The following is a 14,190-nucleotide window of genomic DNA, read 5'->3' on the forward strand; positions in this document are numbered from 1 at the left end:
CCCGCTGCCGCATGAGTGCGCTCCCTGTGACCGCCCCCGCATCCGGCGTGCGCGGCGGGGGCACGGCCGCAGGCGTCGCGCTCTTCCTGTGCGCGCTGGTGCTGTTCGCGGCCTACGATGCGTTCGCCAAGCACATGGTGACGCACTACCCGCCGGCGGTCGTGAATCTGGGTCGGTACAGCGCCATCGCCGTGCTGGCCTTCGTGCTGCTGCTGCGCCATGGCGACCTGCGCCTGTGGCGCCAGCCGCACCAGAGGCTGCTCGCCGCGCGCAGCGTGGCGCTGGCCGTCGTGGCCACCTGCTTCATGGCGGCACTGGTCACCATGCCGCTGGCCGAGGCCACGGCGATCTATTTCACGGCGCCGCTGATCATGGTGGCGCTGTCGCCCTGGCTGCTCGGCGAACGTGTCGGCCGCACCCAATGGACGGCGGTGCTGATCGGCTTCGCGGGCATGCTCTGCATCGTGCGCCCGGGCGGCAGCCTGCCGCTGGCCGGCACCCTGTTGATGGCCATCTCTGCCGCCTGCTATGCCGTCTTCCAGCTGCTCACGCGCAAGCTCTCGGGTCTGGTGCCCGCGCCCGTGCAGTTCGCGCACGCAGCGCTGGCCTGCCTGCTGATCAGCAACCTGCCGATGCTCTTCGCGGCGCACACCGCGCTGCCGCCCTGGCCCGAGATGGCCGTGCTGGCCGCCGGCGGGGCGATCAGCGGCAGCGCCCAGCTGCTGCTGCTGGCCGCCTTCCGCCGCGTGGGTGCGGCCACGCTGGCGCCGCTGAACTACGTGCAGTTGCTGCTGGCCGTGCTGATCAGCACGCTCTGGTTCGAACGACCGCCGGACGCGCCGGCGCTACTGGGCATGCTGCTCATCGCCATCGCCGGCGTGTCCCTCACCCGTGCGCGCCGTCCGGCATGATTCCGGGCAGACGCAAGACAGGAAACACCCCATGAGCACGATCACCAGCAATCCCGCCGTGCCGGCGCCCGCCTTCTCCTCGATCCAGGTGCCCGACCTGGTCGGAGTGGTCGAGGCCCAGTTGCAGGACGCGATCCTTTCGGGCCGCATCGCACCCGGCGAACGCATCGTCGAGGCCGAACTCGCACGTCAGATGGGCGTGAGCCGCGCCCCCGTGCGCGAGGCGGCGCGCCGACTCGAAAGCCTGGGCCTGCTGGTCTCGCGCCCGCGCCACGGCTTCGCGGTGCGCACCGTGTCGGCCAAGCAGGTGAGCGACCTGTACGACGTGCGCATCCAGCTCGAACTGCTGGGCGCCGCGCTGGCCTGCCAGCACGCTAGCGACGCCGACCTGGCTGCGCTCGATGCGCGCGTGGACGACATGGTCGCACGCGCCGAGACACTGCCCTCAGCCGAGCGCGTGGCGCTGGACCTGGACTTCCATTTCACGATCAGCGCGCTGTCGGGCAACCACTACCTGCACCGGCTTTTCGACAACATGCAGACCGAGGTGCGCATGTTCCTCGCCCTAAGCGAAGGCAGCTACGGCGACCTGAAGCTGCTGGCCGAGTCACACCGGCCGATCGCCCACGCGCTGGCGCGGCGCGACGTGGAGGCCGTGCAGCACGCGCTGCGCTTCCATCTGGAAGATGCCAAGGCGCATGCCGCCGGACTGTTCAGAACCTGAAGAAATTCCTTTCCACCGCACACGAAGAACCTGCATGAAAGTCATCTATAGCGACCAGCACGTCGGCCACGATCCGCAGCAATTCATCGTGCGCGGCCGCATGAAGCGCAGCAACGAACAGCCCGAGCGCGGCACACTGCTGCTGGACGCCGCGCGCCGGCAGGGCCACGATATCCTCGCGCCCGAAGACTTCGGCCCTGGGCCCCGCGCGGCGATCCACACGCCGCACTACCTGCGTTTCCTGGAAACGGCGTGGGAACGCTGGCAACAGCTCGAAGGCGCTTCCGAAGAGGTGCTGCCCAACGTCCACCCCTTCCCGGGCCAGCCCTTCACCTATCCCGACAGCCTGGTCGGCCAGGCCGGCTACCACATGGGCGACATGGCGTGCTCCATCGGCCGCCACACCTGGCATGCGGCGACCTGGTCGGCCCACGTGGGCACGCACGCGGCCCAGCTCGTTCTGGACGGCGAACGCGCAGCCTATGCGCTGTGCCGCCCACCGGGCCACCATGCCTATGCCGATCGCGCCAATGGCTTCACGTACCTCAACAACGCTGCCATCGCCGCCCAGCACCTGCGCCAAAGGCACGACCGTGTGGCCATCCTGGACATCGACGTGCACCATGGCAACGGCACGCAGGGCATCTTCTGGCGCCGCAGGGACGTGCTCACCATCTCGCTGCATGCCGACCCGCACTTCTGCACGCCCTTCTTCACGGGCCATGCGCACGAGATAGGCGAAGGCGAAGGCCTGGGCTACAACCTGAACCTGCCGCTGGCGCGAGGCACGCGGGACGAGGGCTTCCTCGCGGCACTGGCCACGGCCACCGCCACGGTGCGCGCCTATGCGCCCGGCGCACTCGTCGTGGCGCTGGGCCTGGACGCGCACGAACACGACCCATACCAGATGCTGGCCGTCAGCACGCCAGGCTTCGGCCGCATCCTCGGCGAGATCGCACGGTTGGGGCTACCCACCGTGCTCGTGCAGGAAGGCGGCTACCTGTCCGAAGACTTGGGCCTCAACCTCGCGAGTGCGCTGGGCGGCTTCGAGGGGGCGGCATGAGCATGCACGAACTGGACGCAGCGATCCTCGCGATCCTGCCTGAAGCGGTTGTGCTGACGGCGCCACCCGCCCCGGTTGCCACCGACTGGGCGGCCGGACTGCTGCAGCGCCTCTATGGCCTGCAAGGCCACCTGGAGCCGCTCACCGGCGAGCGCGATGCCAACTTCCTGCTGGAACCCGCAAGCGCAGAGGGCGGCGGCGCGCGCTGCATGCTCAAGCTCTCGCACCCCGACGAAGACCCCGTCGTCGCGGACTTCCAGACACAGGCCCTGCTGCACATCGCCCGCACCGACCCCGGCCTGCCCGTGCAGCGCCTGCTGCCCGACCGGCACGGCGCGCCGTCGGTGCAGATCGAGGACGCCGAGGGCCGCACGCGGGTAGCACGCGTGTTCAGCTACCTGGAAGGCCAGCCCATGCCGCAGGCCCCGCGCTCGGCGGCGCAGCGCAGCAGCGTGGCCCGCATGCTGGCCCGGCTGGACCGTTCCCTGGCCGGCCTGGAGCACCCCGCCGCCGCGCACGAACTGCCCTGGGACATCCAGCGCGCCGACCGCGTGCGCCCGCTGCTGGCGCACGTGGCCGATCCAGCCCGCCGCGCACTGGCCGAGGCCGCGCTCGACGGCTTCGTGCAGCGCACCAGGCCGGCCCTGGCCGGCCTGCGCCGCCAGCCGATCCACAACGACTTCAACCTCTACAACCTGCTCGTCGACCCAGCGGAGCCTTCCCGCGTGGCCGGCATCCTGGACTTCGGCGACATGGTGCATGCACCGCTGGTGGACGACCTGGCCGTCGCGGCCTCCTACCACCTCGATGCCGACAGCCAGGCGCCGGGCGACGCGCTCGCCACCATCGCGCAGTTCGCGGCCGACTACCACGCCGTCTCGCCGCTGGCCGAAGCCGAGACCTTCGCCCTGCTCGACCTGGTGCGGGCGCGCCTGGCGATGGTGGTGGCGATCAGCGGCTGGCGCGCCGCCAGGCAGCCCGGCAACGCACCCTACCTCCTGCGCAACAACGCCATCTCCTGGGCACGCCTTGCAGCCTGCGCCACGCTCACGCCCGAACAGCTCCAGGACGCCATCCACACCGCCTGCAGCACCCAGGAGCCGGCCCATGCCTGAGACCACCACCGCCGGCCTGCTGGCCCGCCGCGCACGCCTGCTGGGCCCGGCCTACCGGCTGTTCTACGACGAGCCCTTCCACCCCGTGCGCGGCGAGGGCGTCTGGCTCTACGACGCCGCCGGCACCCCCTGGCTGGACGCGTACAACAACGTCGTTCCGCTGGGCCACTCGCGGCCCGAGGTGGTGGAAGCCATCTCGCGCCAGGCATCGGTGCTCAACACGCACACGCGCTACCTGCACGAGGGCATCCTCGACTACGCCGAACGGCTGCTGGCGACCATGCCGCCCGAACTCGGCCACGCCACCTTCACCTGCACGGGCAGCGAGGCCAACGACCTGGCCATGCGCATCGCCACCGCCCACACGGGCGGCACCGGCCTCATCGTGACGCGCTTCGCCTACCACGGCGTGACCTCGGCGCTGGCCTGCGCCTCGCCCTCGCTGGGACAGTACGTGCGCATCGGCGACCACGTGCGGCTGGTCGATGCGCCCGCAGGCGGCGACGCGGACACAGGCCGGCGCTTCGCCGATGGCGTGCGCGCAGCCATCGCCGACCTGCAGGCCCACGGCCTGAAGCCCGCCGCGCTGCTGGTGGACACGGTGTTCTCCTCCGACGGCGTGTTCACCGCTCCGGCGGGCTTCCTTCACGAGGCGGTGGAGGCCATCCATGAGGCCGGAGGAGTGTTCATCGCCGACGAGGTGCAGCCCGGCTTCGGCCGCACGGGCGAGGCGTTCTGGGGCTTCCAGCGGCACGGCGTGGTGCCCGACATCGTGACCATGGGCAAACCCATGGGCAACGGACACCCGGTCGCAGGCCTCGCCGTTCGGCCCCCAGTCATGGAGGCCTTCGGCCGGGCCAGCCGCTACTTCAACACCTTCGGCGGCAATCCCGTTTCCATGGCCGCGGCTTCGGCCGTGCTCGACGTGATCCAGCACAACGGCCTGCAGGCCAATGCCCTGCAGGTGGGCAACTATCTGCGCGAGAGGCTCGCCGCGCTGGGCGAGCGCCACGCCATCGTCGGCGAGGCGCGCGGCGCGGGCCTGTTCGTGGGCCTGGAACTGATGGCCGACCGCTCCACGCGCGCGCCGGCCACGGCCCTGGCCGCCAAGGTCGTCAACGGCCTGCGCCAGCGCCAGGTGCTGCTCAGCGCCACCGGGCCGGATGCCAACGTGCTCAAGATCCGGCCACCGCTGGTGTTCCAGCGCGAGCATGCGGACTTTCTGGTGGAGCGTCTGGACGAGGTGCTCCGCGCGCTGTAGACGCCTCCAGGCAGCCAGCGCGGGTTTATGATCCGCGCCGGGAGATGGCATTCCTCCCTTGAACCGCGACGGCATCGCCCGTTGCTGATGATGCCTACAGCCACCTGATGGATCGATTGATTTCACGGCAGGTCTGTAGGCGCGCGCGTCCGCTTCGCGCTCATCGTCCCCTCCCCCGTGCTCCGCTGGTCGATCAGGTTCGTTACGACACACCTCCACCGATCGCCATGACCAGATTCCACCGCATCGAACAGGCCGAGCTGCTGCCCTATATCGGCAAGTGGCTCGCCATCTCCGCCGCCGTCGCCGTGCTCGCCGGCTCCGCGTCCGCGTTCTTCCTCTTCGCCCTGGACTGGGCCACCCGCTGGCGCGAGGCGCACCGCCAGGCGATCTGGCTGCTGCCGCTGGCCGGATTCGCCGTGGGCTGGGTCTATCACCGCCTGGGCAAATCCGTCGATCGCGGCAACAACCTGCTGCTCGACGAGATCCACGACCCGAAGAAGGTCGTGCCGCTGCGCATGGCGCCGCTGGTGCTCGGGGGCACGGTGGTCTCGCATCTCTTCGGGGCTTCCGTGGGCCGCGAAGGCACGGCCGTGCAGATGGGCGGCGCGCTGGCGGACCAGCTCACGCTCCTGCTGCGGCTCAAGGCCGAGGACCGGCGCATCCTGCTGATGGCCGGCATCAGCGCGGGCTTCGCGTCGGTGTTCGGCACGCCGCTGGCCGGGGCCCTCTTCGGGCTGGAAGTGCTGGCGATCGGGCGCATGCGCTACGACGCGCTCTTCCCCTGCGTGGTGGCCGCCATCGTGGCCGACCAGGTCGGGCTGGCCTGGGGCGTGCATCACACGCACTACGCCGTGGCGCAGGTGGTGCCGGTGGCGTTCTGGAGCGTGGCCGCCGTGGTCGTGGCGGGCATCGTCTTCGGCCTCGCCGGGCTGACGTTCGCCAGCGCCACGCACCGGCTGGGCGGCCTCATGAAGCGGTGGATCGCCTACCCGCCCCTGCGCCCGCTGGTCGGCGGCGCCGTGGTGGCGACGGCGGTCTGGGCGCTCGATGGCTACCGCTACATCGGGCTGGGCATCCCCACCATCGTGCAGGCCTTCCAAGAGCCGCTGGCGCCGTGGGACTGGCTGGGCAAGCTCGCCTTCACCGTCGCCTCCCTGGGCTCGGGCTTCAAGGGCGGCGAGGTCACGCCGCTCTTCTACATCGGTGCGACCCTGGGCAATGCGCTCGCGCCGCTGCTGCACCTGCCCTTCCCGATGCTGGCCGCCCTCGGCTTCGTGGCCGTCTTCGCCGGCGCGGCCAACACGCCCGTGGCGACGACGGTCATGGCCGTGGAGCTGTTCGGACCGGACATCGGCCCGCTGGCCGCCATCGCCTGCGTCGCGAGCTATCTGTGCTCGGGGCATGCGGGCATCTATCACGCCCAGCGCGTGGGGCAGAGCAAGCACCAGGCGGCTGGCCTGCCGGCGGATCTGCGGCTGGAGGAGATCGCCGGCTACCGCAAGGCCGAGCGCAGCCGGCACGCCCCGGAATGACGCAGGCCGGCTGGCCTCGGCTAGGCCGGCACCGTCACCGCCTTGCGCACCGGGCTGGAGAGCACCAGCGAAGTGGTCACCGCGCCGTGCACGGCCAGCGCATCCACCACGCGCTCCAGATCGGCCGGCTGGGCGATGGCGCAGCGCACGATGAAGCAATCCTCGCCGGTCACGCGGTCGGCCTCCAGCACCTCGGGCATCTGCTGGAAGAGCTGCACGTAGGGCGCGATGCCCGCATGCGTGGTCTGGATGCGGATGATGGCCTGCAGGCCCACGCCGATGGCGCGCAGGTTGACCCGCGCGCCGTAGCCCTCGATCACGCCCGCGGCCTCGAGCTTGCGCACCCGCTCGCTCATCGCGGGCTGCGACAGGCCGATGCGCTTGCCCAGCGCGGCCAGGCTCTGCCGGGCATCGGCTTGCAGCGCCTGCAGGATCAGCCGGTCTTTCTTGTCCAGTTCCATCGCTTCGCTTTCTCGATTGGCCGATGAGTCATCGGTGCAGGCCGGCCATTTCCGATGCCTGCCCCTTCCGGCCGGCGGCGGGCCCGGGCTATCGTTGCCGGACTCAACCTCCCTGGATTCTCGTCGCCATGCAACTCATCGGAATGTTCGATTCTCCCTATGTGCGCCGCGTCGGCGTGTCGCTGCACCTGCTGGGCCTGCCGTTCGGGCACCAGCCGCTCTCGGTGTTCAGCACCTTCGAGGCCTTCGGCCGCATCAACCCGGTGGTCAAGGCGCCCACGCTGGTCTGCGACGGCGAGGAGGTGCTCATGGATTCCACCCTGATCCTGCAGTGGGCCGACACGCTGGGCGCGCGGCGCCTGGCGCCGGCCGAGCCCGCCGCGCTGCGCCACGACATGCGCCTGGCCGGGCTGGCGCTGGCCGGGTGCGAGAAGACCATGCAGATCGTCTATGAGCGCAATCTGCGGCCGGCGGAGAAGCAGCACCAGCCCTGGCTGGACCGCGTGCAGGGCCAGCTCGCGGCGGCCTTCGGCGCGCTGGAGGCCGAGATCACGCGCGTGCCGCTGGTGGCCGAGGCCGCAGCCATGACGCACGGCAGCGTGGCCACCGCCGTGGCCTGGAGCTTCACGCAGCTGCTGCTGCCAGGCCAGCTAGGCGCGGAGCAGCATCCGCAGATCGCGGCCTTCACCCAAGCGGCCGAGCGCCTGCCGGCCTTCCAGGCCTGCCCGCAGACCTGAGCGTGAAGAAGGAAAAAGGGCCGGCCCGGTTGCCCGGAGCCAGCCCTTCGTGCCCGGCCGCGCCAGCGAACTGGCGGCAGCCGAGCCCTCAGCCGATCGATTACTGCTTGACGGCTTCGACCTGCGCGACGATGCGCACGGTCTTGGGGAAGCCGTACTGCACGCCGTAGTCGGCGCCGAAGGCCGTGCGGTCGATGGTGGTCTCGAAGTCGCCGCCGCAGACTTCACGCTTGAGCATGGGGTTCTGGTAGCAGGCGAACTGGTTGGCCTTGAAGGTGGCGGGCTGGGTCTTGCCCTTGATGGTCAGCTCGCCCGAGACGGAGGCCAGCTTGTCGCCGTCGAAGACGAACTTGTCGCCCACGAACTTGGCCGTGGGGAACTTGGCGGCGTCGAAGATGTCGGCGCTTTGCAGGTGCTTGTCGAAAGCCGGCGTGCCGGTGTCGATGGAGGTCATGTCGATGGTCAGCTCGACCTTGCCGGTCTTGGCGGCCTTGTCCAGCTGGATCGTGCCTTCCTTCTTGTCGAAGCGGCCGCGGTTCACGCTGGCGCCGAAGTGGCTGATCTCGAACGTGGCGAAGGTGTGGGTCGGGTCCACGGCATACGTGGCGGTCTGGGCCTGAGCGGCACCGGCAGCCAGGGTGGCGGCCACAGCGGCCAGGGCGAAGAAGGATTGACGCATGTCGATAACTCCAGGTTGAAAAGAAAGAAAAACGGGATCGAAAAGGGAAGAAGGAAAAAAGGAAACGCAGCGCTTTACAGCTTGCCCACGCCGGTCAGCGCCAGCTTGAACTTCACCTGCACGTCGTCGGCCACCATGGAGGTGTCGGCCCACTCGTTCTCGCCGATCTTGAAGGCCAGGCGCTTGATCGCGAAGGCGCCCGTGGCGGTGGTGATGTTGCCGCTCTGCGTGAGCGTGACGGGCACGGTCACGTCCTGCGTCGCGCCCTTGATGCTCAGCTTGCCGGTCACGTCGAACTTGCCCGGGCCCGCGGCCTTGATGGCGGTGGACTGGAAGGTCGCCTGCGGGAACTTGGGCACGTTGAACCAAGTGGCCTTGGGCAGTTCGGCATCGCTTTCCTTCACGCCCAGCGTGGCGCTGCCCGTGTCCACGGTGAAGGCGATCTTGCTGGTGGCGGGCTTGGCGGGGTCGAAGGCGATCTGCGCGTCGAACTTCTTGAAGCGGCCTTCCACCGGCACGCCCATCTGCTTGCTCACGAAGAGGATTTCGCTCTGCGCGGGCACCAGGGCCTGCTGTGCCCAGGCGGGCGCTGCCGCCATCAGTGCGCTGGAGGCGAAGGCCAGGCCGGCGAGGGAAGTGGTGAGAAGACGCATGGAGAAACTCCGTCAGGAAAAAAGGGAAACGGGAAAGAAGGGAAAGGCGGGGGGAACGAGGCGCTCAGCCCCGGCCCGGCAACATGCGCGAGAGCAGGCCGTCGCGGTCGATGACATGGTGCTTGAGCGCAGCCGCCACATGTAGCACCACCAACGCCGCCAGCGCGTAGGCCGTGATCTCGTGCCAGGGCTTGATGGCCTCGGCCAGCTCGGGGCTCACGGGCACGAAGCTCGGCAGCGGCACGATGCCCAGGAACACGATGGGAAAGCCCGCCGCGGAGCTATAGGCCCAGCCCACCAGCGGCACGATGAAGAAGAGCGCGTAGAGCAGATGGTGGGTGGCATGGTGCGCCACCTGCTGCCAGCGCGGCATGGCGTGCTCGATCGCCGCCGGCAGCGCGGGCGGGCGGTGCGTGATGCGCCAGACGAGGCGCAGCACCGACAGCGTGAGGATGGTGACCCCGGCCCACTTGTGCCAGTTGTAGAGCTTCAGCCGCTGGGGCGAAAAGGGCAGCCCCGTCATGTAGAGGCCGACGCAGAACACGCCGACGATGGCGATGGCCAGCAGCCAGTGCAGGGCGATGGCGGTGGCCGTGTAGCGGGCCGGACGGGACGGAGTCATGGATCGTGGAGCAGTGTTATTCGGAGGGCCGCGCAATGCGGCCGGGCTATGCGTCTGCAGTCTAGGGTCAGACTGTCCGGAAAACTTCAATGGAATTGATGTTTTGATTCAATCTTTGTGAATCCATGCCCGATATCAATCCATCCGCCCATGCCCGAACGGCTGGCCGGCGGCTTTCCCGCGGGATTGCCACCCAGCGAAACCTGCGCAATGAATTGGGGGCATTGATTCAATTGCTTGCACCGGATCATCCCGGCGGCCCATGCGCCCGTGGCTACGATCGCCCGACCGCCTGCGGGGCTTTCCGCGGCGCGCGCCACACCATCCACTGAAAGGCGAGGTGAGTCCCTTGAAGAAAGTGCTGTTTTCCCTGCTGGCCTGCTCCATGGCCTCCATCGTGTCGGCCGAAGGCGGCGGGGGCGCCGCGCAGGCGCCGTCGGTCGATGTGCGCTTCGGCAAGCCCACGTTCACGCAGAAGCTCTTCTACGAAAAGATGTACGAGAAGAAGCCCTTCGAGGACGCGACCCTCTACTACTACGACAACGGGGTGTACAAGATCATCTCGCCCGGCGAGGAGCACTACGGCGTGTACGTGGTGCGCGGCAAGCTCACCGACGACGAGTACGCGGTGAACTTCATCTCCCTGCCCTCGTCGGACTGGGGCGGCAAGACCGCCATGCACGCGCTGAAGTTCGACCGCAAGACCGGCCGCTTCACGCAGCAGGCCACCTGGGAAGACGACCCGCACATCGCGCCGCAGGACGGGCGCTTCAGCCAGGAGGTGAACACCATCGCCGACCCGCGCCCGGTGAAGTGGGAAACGCACGCGCAGCCGGAGCAGCGCGGCAAATAGGCCGGCAAGGCAGACGGGCCCGCTCCAGAGACGGGCTATCTCACTGGCTCTTCAGTCGCCGATGCGCGCCAGCGGCGCCCCGGCCGCCTGGTAGCTGCCCACGGCCACCAGCCCGGCGATGCGGCCCGCGCGCGGCGCGGTGACCTGCATCTCCATCTTCATCGCCTCCATCACCGCGACCAGGTCGCCTTCGGCCACGGTGTCGCCCTCGGCTACCTTCCAGGCCTGCACGGTGCCGGCCACGGGCGCGGGCACGGCGCCTTCGTCCGGCGCGCCGGAAGAAGCTGCCGGAGCGCCCGCAGCCTGCGCGCCCGGCAGGGCCTGCAGGCCCTGCAGCAGCAGCGCGGGCAGGCCCAGCGCCACGCGGCAGCCGTCGATTTCGATGGCGGTGCGCACCAGCGCGGTATCCGGCAGCGGCTCGGCGCGCGCCTCCGCGGCCAGGGTTTCGGCGAAGTCTGTCTCGATCCAGCGGGTGTGCACGCGCAGGCTCTCGCCGTTGGTGAAATCCGCGTGCTGCATCACCGCGCGGTGGAAGGGCAGCACCGAGGCCACGCCGCCGATGCGGAACTCGCGCAGCGCGCGGCGCGCCCGGGCGATGGCCTGCTCGCGCGTGGCGCCGGAGACGATGAGCTTGGCCATGAGCGAATCGAAGGTGCCCGGCACGATGGAGCCGGCCTGCACGCCCGTATCCAGCCGCACGCCCGGGCCCGACGGCGGCTCGAACCGGGTCACGCCCCCCGGCGTGGGCAGGAAGCCGCGGCCCACGTCTTCCGCGTTGATGCGGAATTCGAAGGAGTGGCCCAGCGGCTCGGGCGTGCGCGTGATGCGCAGCGGCAGGCCTTCGGCGATGCGGAACTGCTCGACCACCAGGTCGATGCCCGTGGTCTGCTCGGTGACGGGGTGCTCCACCTGCAGGCGCGTGTTCACTTCCAGGAACGAGATCGCGCCCGTGCCCGAGAGCAGGAATTCCACCGTGCCCGCGCTGGTGTAGCCGGCGGCGGCGCAGATGTCGCGCGCGGCGGTGTGGATGCGCTCGCGCTGCTCCGGCGTGAGGAAGGGCGCGGGCGCCTCTTCCACCAGCTTCTGGTTGCGGCGCTGCAGCGAGCAGTCGCGCGTGCCCAGCACCACCACGTTGCCGTGGGTGTCGCCCAGCACCTGCGCCTCGATGTGGCGCGGGCGGTCGAGGAACTGCTCCACGAAGCATTCGCCGCGGCCGAAGGCGGCCGTGGCCTCGCGCACGGCGGAGGCGTAGAGATCGGCCACCTCGTCCATGCGCCAAGCGATCTTCATGCCGCGCCCGCCGCCGCCGAAGGCCGCCTTGATGATGATCGGCAGGCCGTGCTGCTCGGCGAAGGCCAGCACCTCGGACACGTCCTGCACCGGGCCGGCCGTGCCCTGCACCAGCGGCGCGCCCACCTGCAGCGCGAGCCGGCGCGCCTCGACCTTGTCGCCCAGGCGCTCGATGGCCTCGGGCGGCGGGCCGATCCAGGTCAGGCCCGCGCCGGTCACGGCCCGCGCGAAGCCCGCGTTCTCCGAGAGGAACCCGTAGCCCGGGTGCACGGCATCGGCGCCGCTCTTGCGGGCCGCCTCCAGCAGCTTGTCGATGTGCAGGTAGGTGTCGGCCGGGCGGTCGCCGCCCAGGCCCCAGGCTTCATCGGCCATGCGCACGTGCAGGGCGTCGATGTCGGCATCGGCATAGACGGCGACGGAGGCGAGGCCGTAGTCGGTGCAGGCGCGGGCGATGCGGACGGCGATCTCGCCACGGTTGGCGATCAGGATTTTTTTCATGGATCGGTTCTCCGCCATTAGCAGATGGAGGGGTGGGCGAGATCGCCGCCGCCTGCTGCGCAGGCCCGGCGATGTGCAGAAACGCCCGCTGCGCGGACGTTTTCGCCACGGTTGGCGATCAGGACTTTTTTCATGGATCGGTTTTCTGCCATTAGCAGATGGAGGGGTGGGCGATCAGGATTTCTTCCATGGCGTTCAGCAACGGGTCACGGGTTCGAAGGCCCGGATGGGCCGAAAGCGCACCCAGGCGTTCACGGGGATCTGGCCCGCCAGGTCCAGGTGGTGGGGCGCGACGGCGCCGATCACGGGGTAGCCGCCGGTGAGCGGGTGGTCGGCCAGGAACAGCACGGGCTGGCCGCTGGGCGGCACCTGGATCGCGCCGGTGGCGGTGCCTTCGCTGGGCAGCTCGTGGGTGATGGCGCGGGCCAGGGGCTCGGAGCCCGCCAGGCGCAGGCCGATGCGGTTGGACTGGGGCGTGACCTGCCAGCGCTGGGCGCTCAGAAGCGCCACTGCCTCGGGCGTGAACCAGTCGGTGCGGGGGCCGAGCACCACGTCCAGCACCACGTCGGCCTGCAGCGTGGGCAGGTCTTGGGGAGCGGCTTCGGGCGCGCCGACGATGGCGCCGTGCGGCACGGGCCGCACGGCCAGCAGGTCGCCAGCGGCCAGGGCGGGCGGGCCGACGCGGGCCAGGGTGTCGGTGGCGCAGCTGCCCAGCACGGGCTGCACGGCGAAGCCGCCGCGCACCGCCACATAGCTGCGCAGGCCGGCAGCGGGCTCGCCCACGGCCAGTACGTCGCCGTCGGCCAGGGCCAGCGGCTGCCAGCGGTGGACGGGCCAGCTGCGGCCCACGGCATCGGTCAGCGTGAGCGGGCCGGCGGCGCCGGTGATGGCGACCACGGTGTCGCCCCGGCTCTTCAGGCGCAGGCCGCCGCCCACGGCTTCCAGGCAGGCTTGCGTGACCGCATTGCCCACCAGGCGGTTGGCGGCGCGGCAGGCGCACTGGTCCATGGCGCCGGAGGCGGATACGCCCTGCCCCGCCTGGCCGTGCCGGCCCAGGTCCTGGAACAGGGTCTGCAGGCCGGCGCCCAGCACCTGCAGCGCCGGGCCCTGCGCGGGTGGTTCAGAGGGTTTTCCGGCTGCAGCGCTTGTCCTATCTGCGCATTCAGCTATGTTTTTAGTAGCAATATCGACGAAGCGCACGCGCCAGCCGGGCTGCAGCAGCGCGGGCGGGTCGCGGTCGATGTCCCACATCGCCACCGGAGTGGTGCCGATGATCTGCCAGCCGCCCGGGCTGGCCTGCGGATAGACGCCGCTGAAGGTGCCGGCCAGCGCCACCGCGCCCGCGGGAATGCGGGTGCGCGGGGTGCTGCGGCGCGGCACGTCCAGGCTGGGGTGGCCGCCCACCAGGTAGCCGAAGCCGGGCGCGAAGCCGGTGAAGGCCACGGTGTATTCGCTGCCGGTGTGGCGGCGGATCAGCTCTTCGGGCGTGATGCCCAGCAGCTGCGCCACCTCGGCCAGGTCTTCGCCGTCGTAGCGGACGGGGATCTCCACCAGCGTGTCGCTGCGCCGCGCCGCGCCGCTCACGTCGCGCCGGGCGATGGCCTCGACCAGCGCGGCGAAGCTCTGCGCCGTGGGCCGGTAGCGGACCAGCACGGTGCGCGCGGCCGGCACCAGCTCCTCGATGCCGGCGATGGGATCGCGCTGCAGCGAGGCATGCAGGGCCAGGCTCTGCGGCAGGTCGTCGAGCTCGACCAGCAGGGCGTCCAGGTTGACGGGAAGAAAGCGCAA

At 70.2% G+C, this 14,190-nt stretch carries 15 protein-coding genes and 1 riboswitch; of the genes, 9 read left to right on the forward strand and 6 right to left on the reverse strand.

The features are described from left to right. The first annotated feature begins 11 nt into the window (after nt 1-11). From BM070_RS21550 to BM070_RS21575, 6 genes are all read left to right on the forward strand, one after another. Nucleotides 12-911, forward strand: a complete 900-nt coding sequence (locus BM070_RS21550) for a DMT family transporter (protein WP_092941776.1) — start codon at nt 12-14, stop codon at nt 909-911. 31 nt (nt 912-942) lie between these two features. Further along, entirely contained in the window at nt 943-1,635 is a 693-nt protein-coding gene (locus BM070_RS21555) for a GntR family transcriptional regulator (protein ID WP_092941778.1), read from the forward strand. Between the two features lie 34 nt (nt 1,636-1,669). Beyond that, entirely contained in the window at nt 1,670-2,698 is a 1,029-nt protein-coding gene (locus BM070_RS21560) for a histone deacetylase family protein (RefSeq protein ID WP_092941780.1), read from the forward strand. Continuing rightward, nucleotides 2,695-3,813 carry a phosphotransferase gene (locus BM070_RS21565; RefSeq protein ID WP_245785328.1) on the forward strand — a complete coding sequence of 373 codons (1,119 nt, stop codon included), beginning with the start codon at nt 2,695-2,697 and terminating at the stop codon, nt 3,811-3,813. Before BM070_RS21560 ends, BM070_RS21565 begins: the two co-directional genes overlap by 4 nt. Continuing rightward, nucleotides 3,806-5,074 carry an aspartate aminotransferase family protein gene (locus tag BM070_RS21570; protein ID WP_092941784.1) on the forward strand — a complete coding sequence of 423 codons (1,269 nt, stop codon included), beginning with the start codon at nt 3,806-3,808 and terminating at the stop codon, nt 5,072-5,074. Before BM070_RS21565 ends, BM070_RS21570 begins: the two co-directional genes overlap by 8 nt. A gap of 31 nt (nt 5,075-5,105) precedes the next feature. Beyond that, a riboswitch (Fluoride riboswitch) is annotated at nt 5,106-5,178 on the forward strand. Nucleotides 5,179-5,301: 123 nt separating this feature from the next. Then, nucleotides 5,302-6,609, forward strand: coding sequence for a voltage-gated chloride channel family protein (locus BM070_RS21575; protein ID WP_092941786.1), 1,308 nt, complete (start codon nt 5,302-5,304; stop codon nt 6,607-6,609). Between the two features lie 20 nt (nt 6,610-6,629). On the opposite strand, the gene BM070_RS21580 is transcribed toward BM070_RS21575, so the two are convergent. Then, the gene (locus BM070_RS21580) at nt 6,630-7,070 is read right to left on the reverse strand and encodes an Lrp/AsnC family transcriptional regulator (RefSeq protein WP_092941788.1); all 441 of its coding nucleotides are present in this window, start codon (nt 7,068-7,070) and stop codon (nt 6,630-6,632) included. 128 nt (nt 7,071-7,198) lie between these two features. Between BM070_RS21580 and BM070_RS21585 the strand changes: the two genes are divergently transcribed. Further along, on the forward strand, nt 7,199-7,807 hold the full coding sequence (locus BM070_RS21585; protein ID WP_092941790.1) for a glutathione S-transferase: 609 nt from the start codon (nt 7,199-7,201) through the stop codon (nt 7,805-7,807). 100 nt (nt 7,808-7,907) lie between these two features. On the opposite strand, the gene BM070_RS21590 is transcribed toward BM070_RS21585, so the two are convergent. The 3 genes from BM070_RS21590 to BM070_RS21600 all read right to left on the reverse strand — a co-directional run bounded on the left by BM070_RS21590 (nt 7,908) and on the right by BM070_RS21600 (nt 9,761). Continuing rightward, nucleotides 7,908-8,486 (reverse strand): YceI family protein, encoded by a 579-nt coding sequence (locus BM070_RS21590; RefSeq protein ID WP_092941792.1) that lies wholly within the window; start codon nt 8,484-8,486, stop codon nt 7,908-7,910. 74 nt (nt 8,487-8,560) lie between these two features. Continuing rightward, nucleotides 8,561-9,139, reverse strand: coding sequence for a YceI family protein (locus BM070_RS21595; RefSeq protein WP_092941794.1), 579 nt, complete (start codon nt 9,137-9,139; stop codon nt 8,561-8,563). A 64-nt stretch (nt 9,140-9,203) separates the two neighbouring features. Next, a complete protein-coding gene (locus tag BM070_RS21600; protein ID WP_092941796.1) occupies nt 9,204-9,761 on the reverse strand; it encodes a cytochrome b in 558 nt (185 codons plus the stop codon). 125 nt (nt 9,762-9,886) lie between these two features. Between BM070_RS21600 and BM070_RS24475 the strand changes: the two genes are divergently transcribed. Both BM070_RS24475 and BM070_RS21605 read left to right on the forward strand, forming a co-directional pair. Then, entirely contained in the window at nt 9,887-10,093 is a 207-nt protein-coding gene (locus tag BM070_RS24475) for a hypothetical protein (protein ID WP_139222905.1), read from the forward strand. Between the two features lie 53 nt (nt 10,094-10,146). Then, a complete protein-coding gene (locus tag BM070_RS21605; protein ID WP_175518578.1) occupies nt 10,147-10,614 on the forward strand; it encodes a hypothetical protein in 468 nt (155 codons plus the stop codon). Nucleotides 10,615-10,665: 51 nt separating this feature from the next. On the opposite strand, the gene BM070_RS21610 is transcribed toward BM070_RS21605, so the two are convergent. Beyond that, entirely contained in the window at nt 10,666-12,402 is a 1,737-nt protein-coding gene (locus BM070_RS21610) for an acetyl/propionyl/methylcrotonyl-CoA carboxylase subunit alpha (protein ID WP_092941800.1), read from the reverse strand. A 195-nt stretch (nt 12,403-12,597) separates the two neighbouring features. Beyond that, a complete protein-coding gene (locus BM070_RS21615; protein ID WP_092941802.1) occupies nt 12,598-14,190 on the reverse strand; it encodes a 5-oxoprolinase subunit B/C family protein in 1,593 nt (530 codons plus the stop codon).

The organism is Paracidovorax wautersii, from assembly GCF_900113035.1.
In the GTDB taxonomy this organism is placed as follows: domain Bacteria; phylum Pseudomonadota; class Gammaproteobacteria; order Burkholderiales; family Burkholderiaceae_C; genus Paracidovorax; species Paracidovorax wautersii.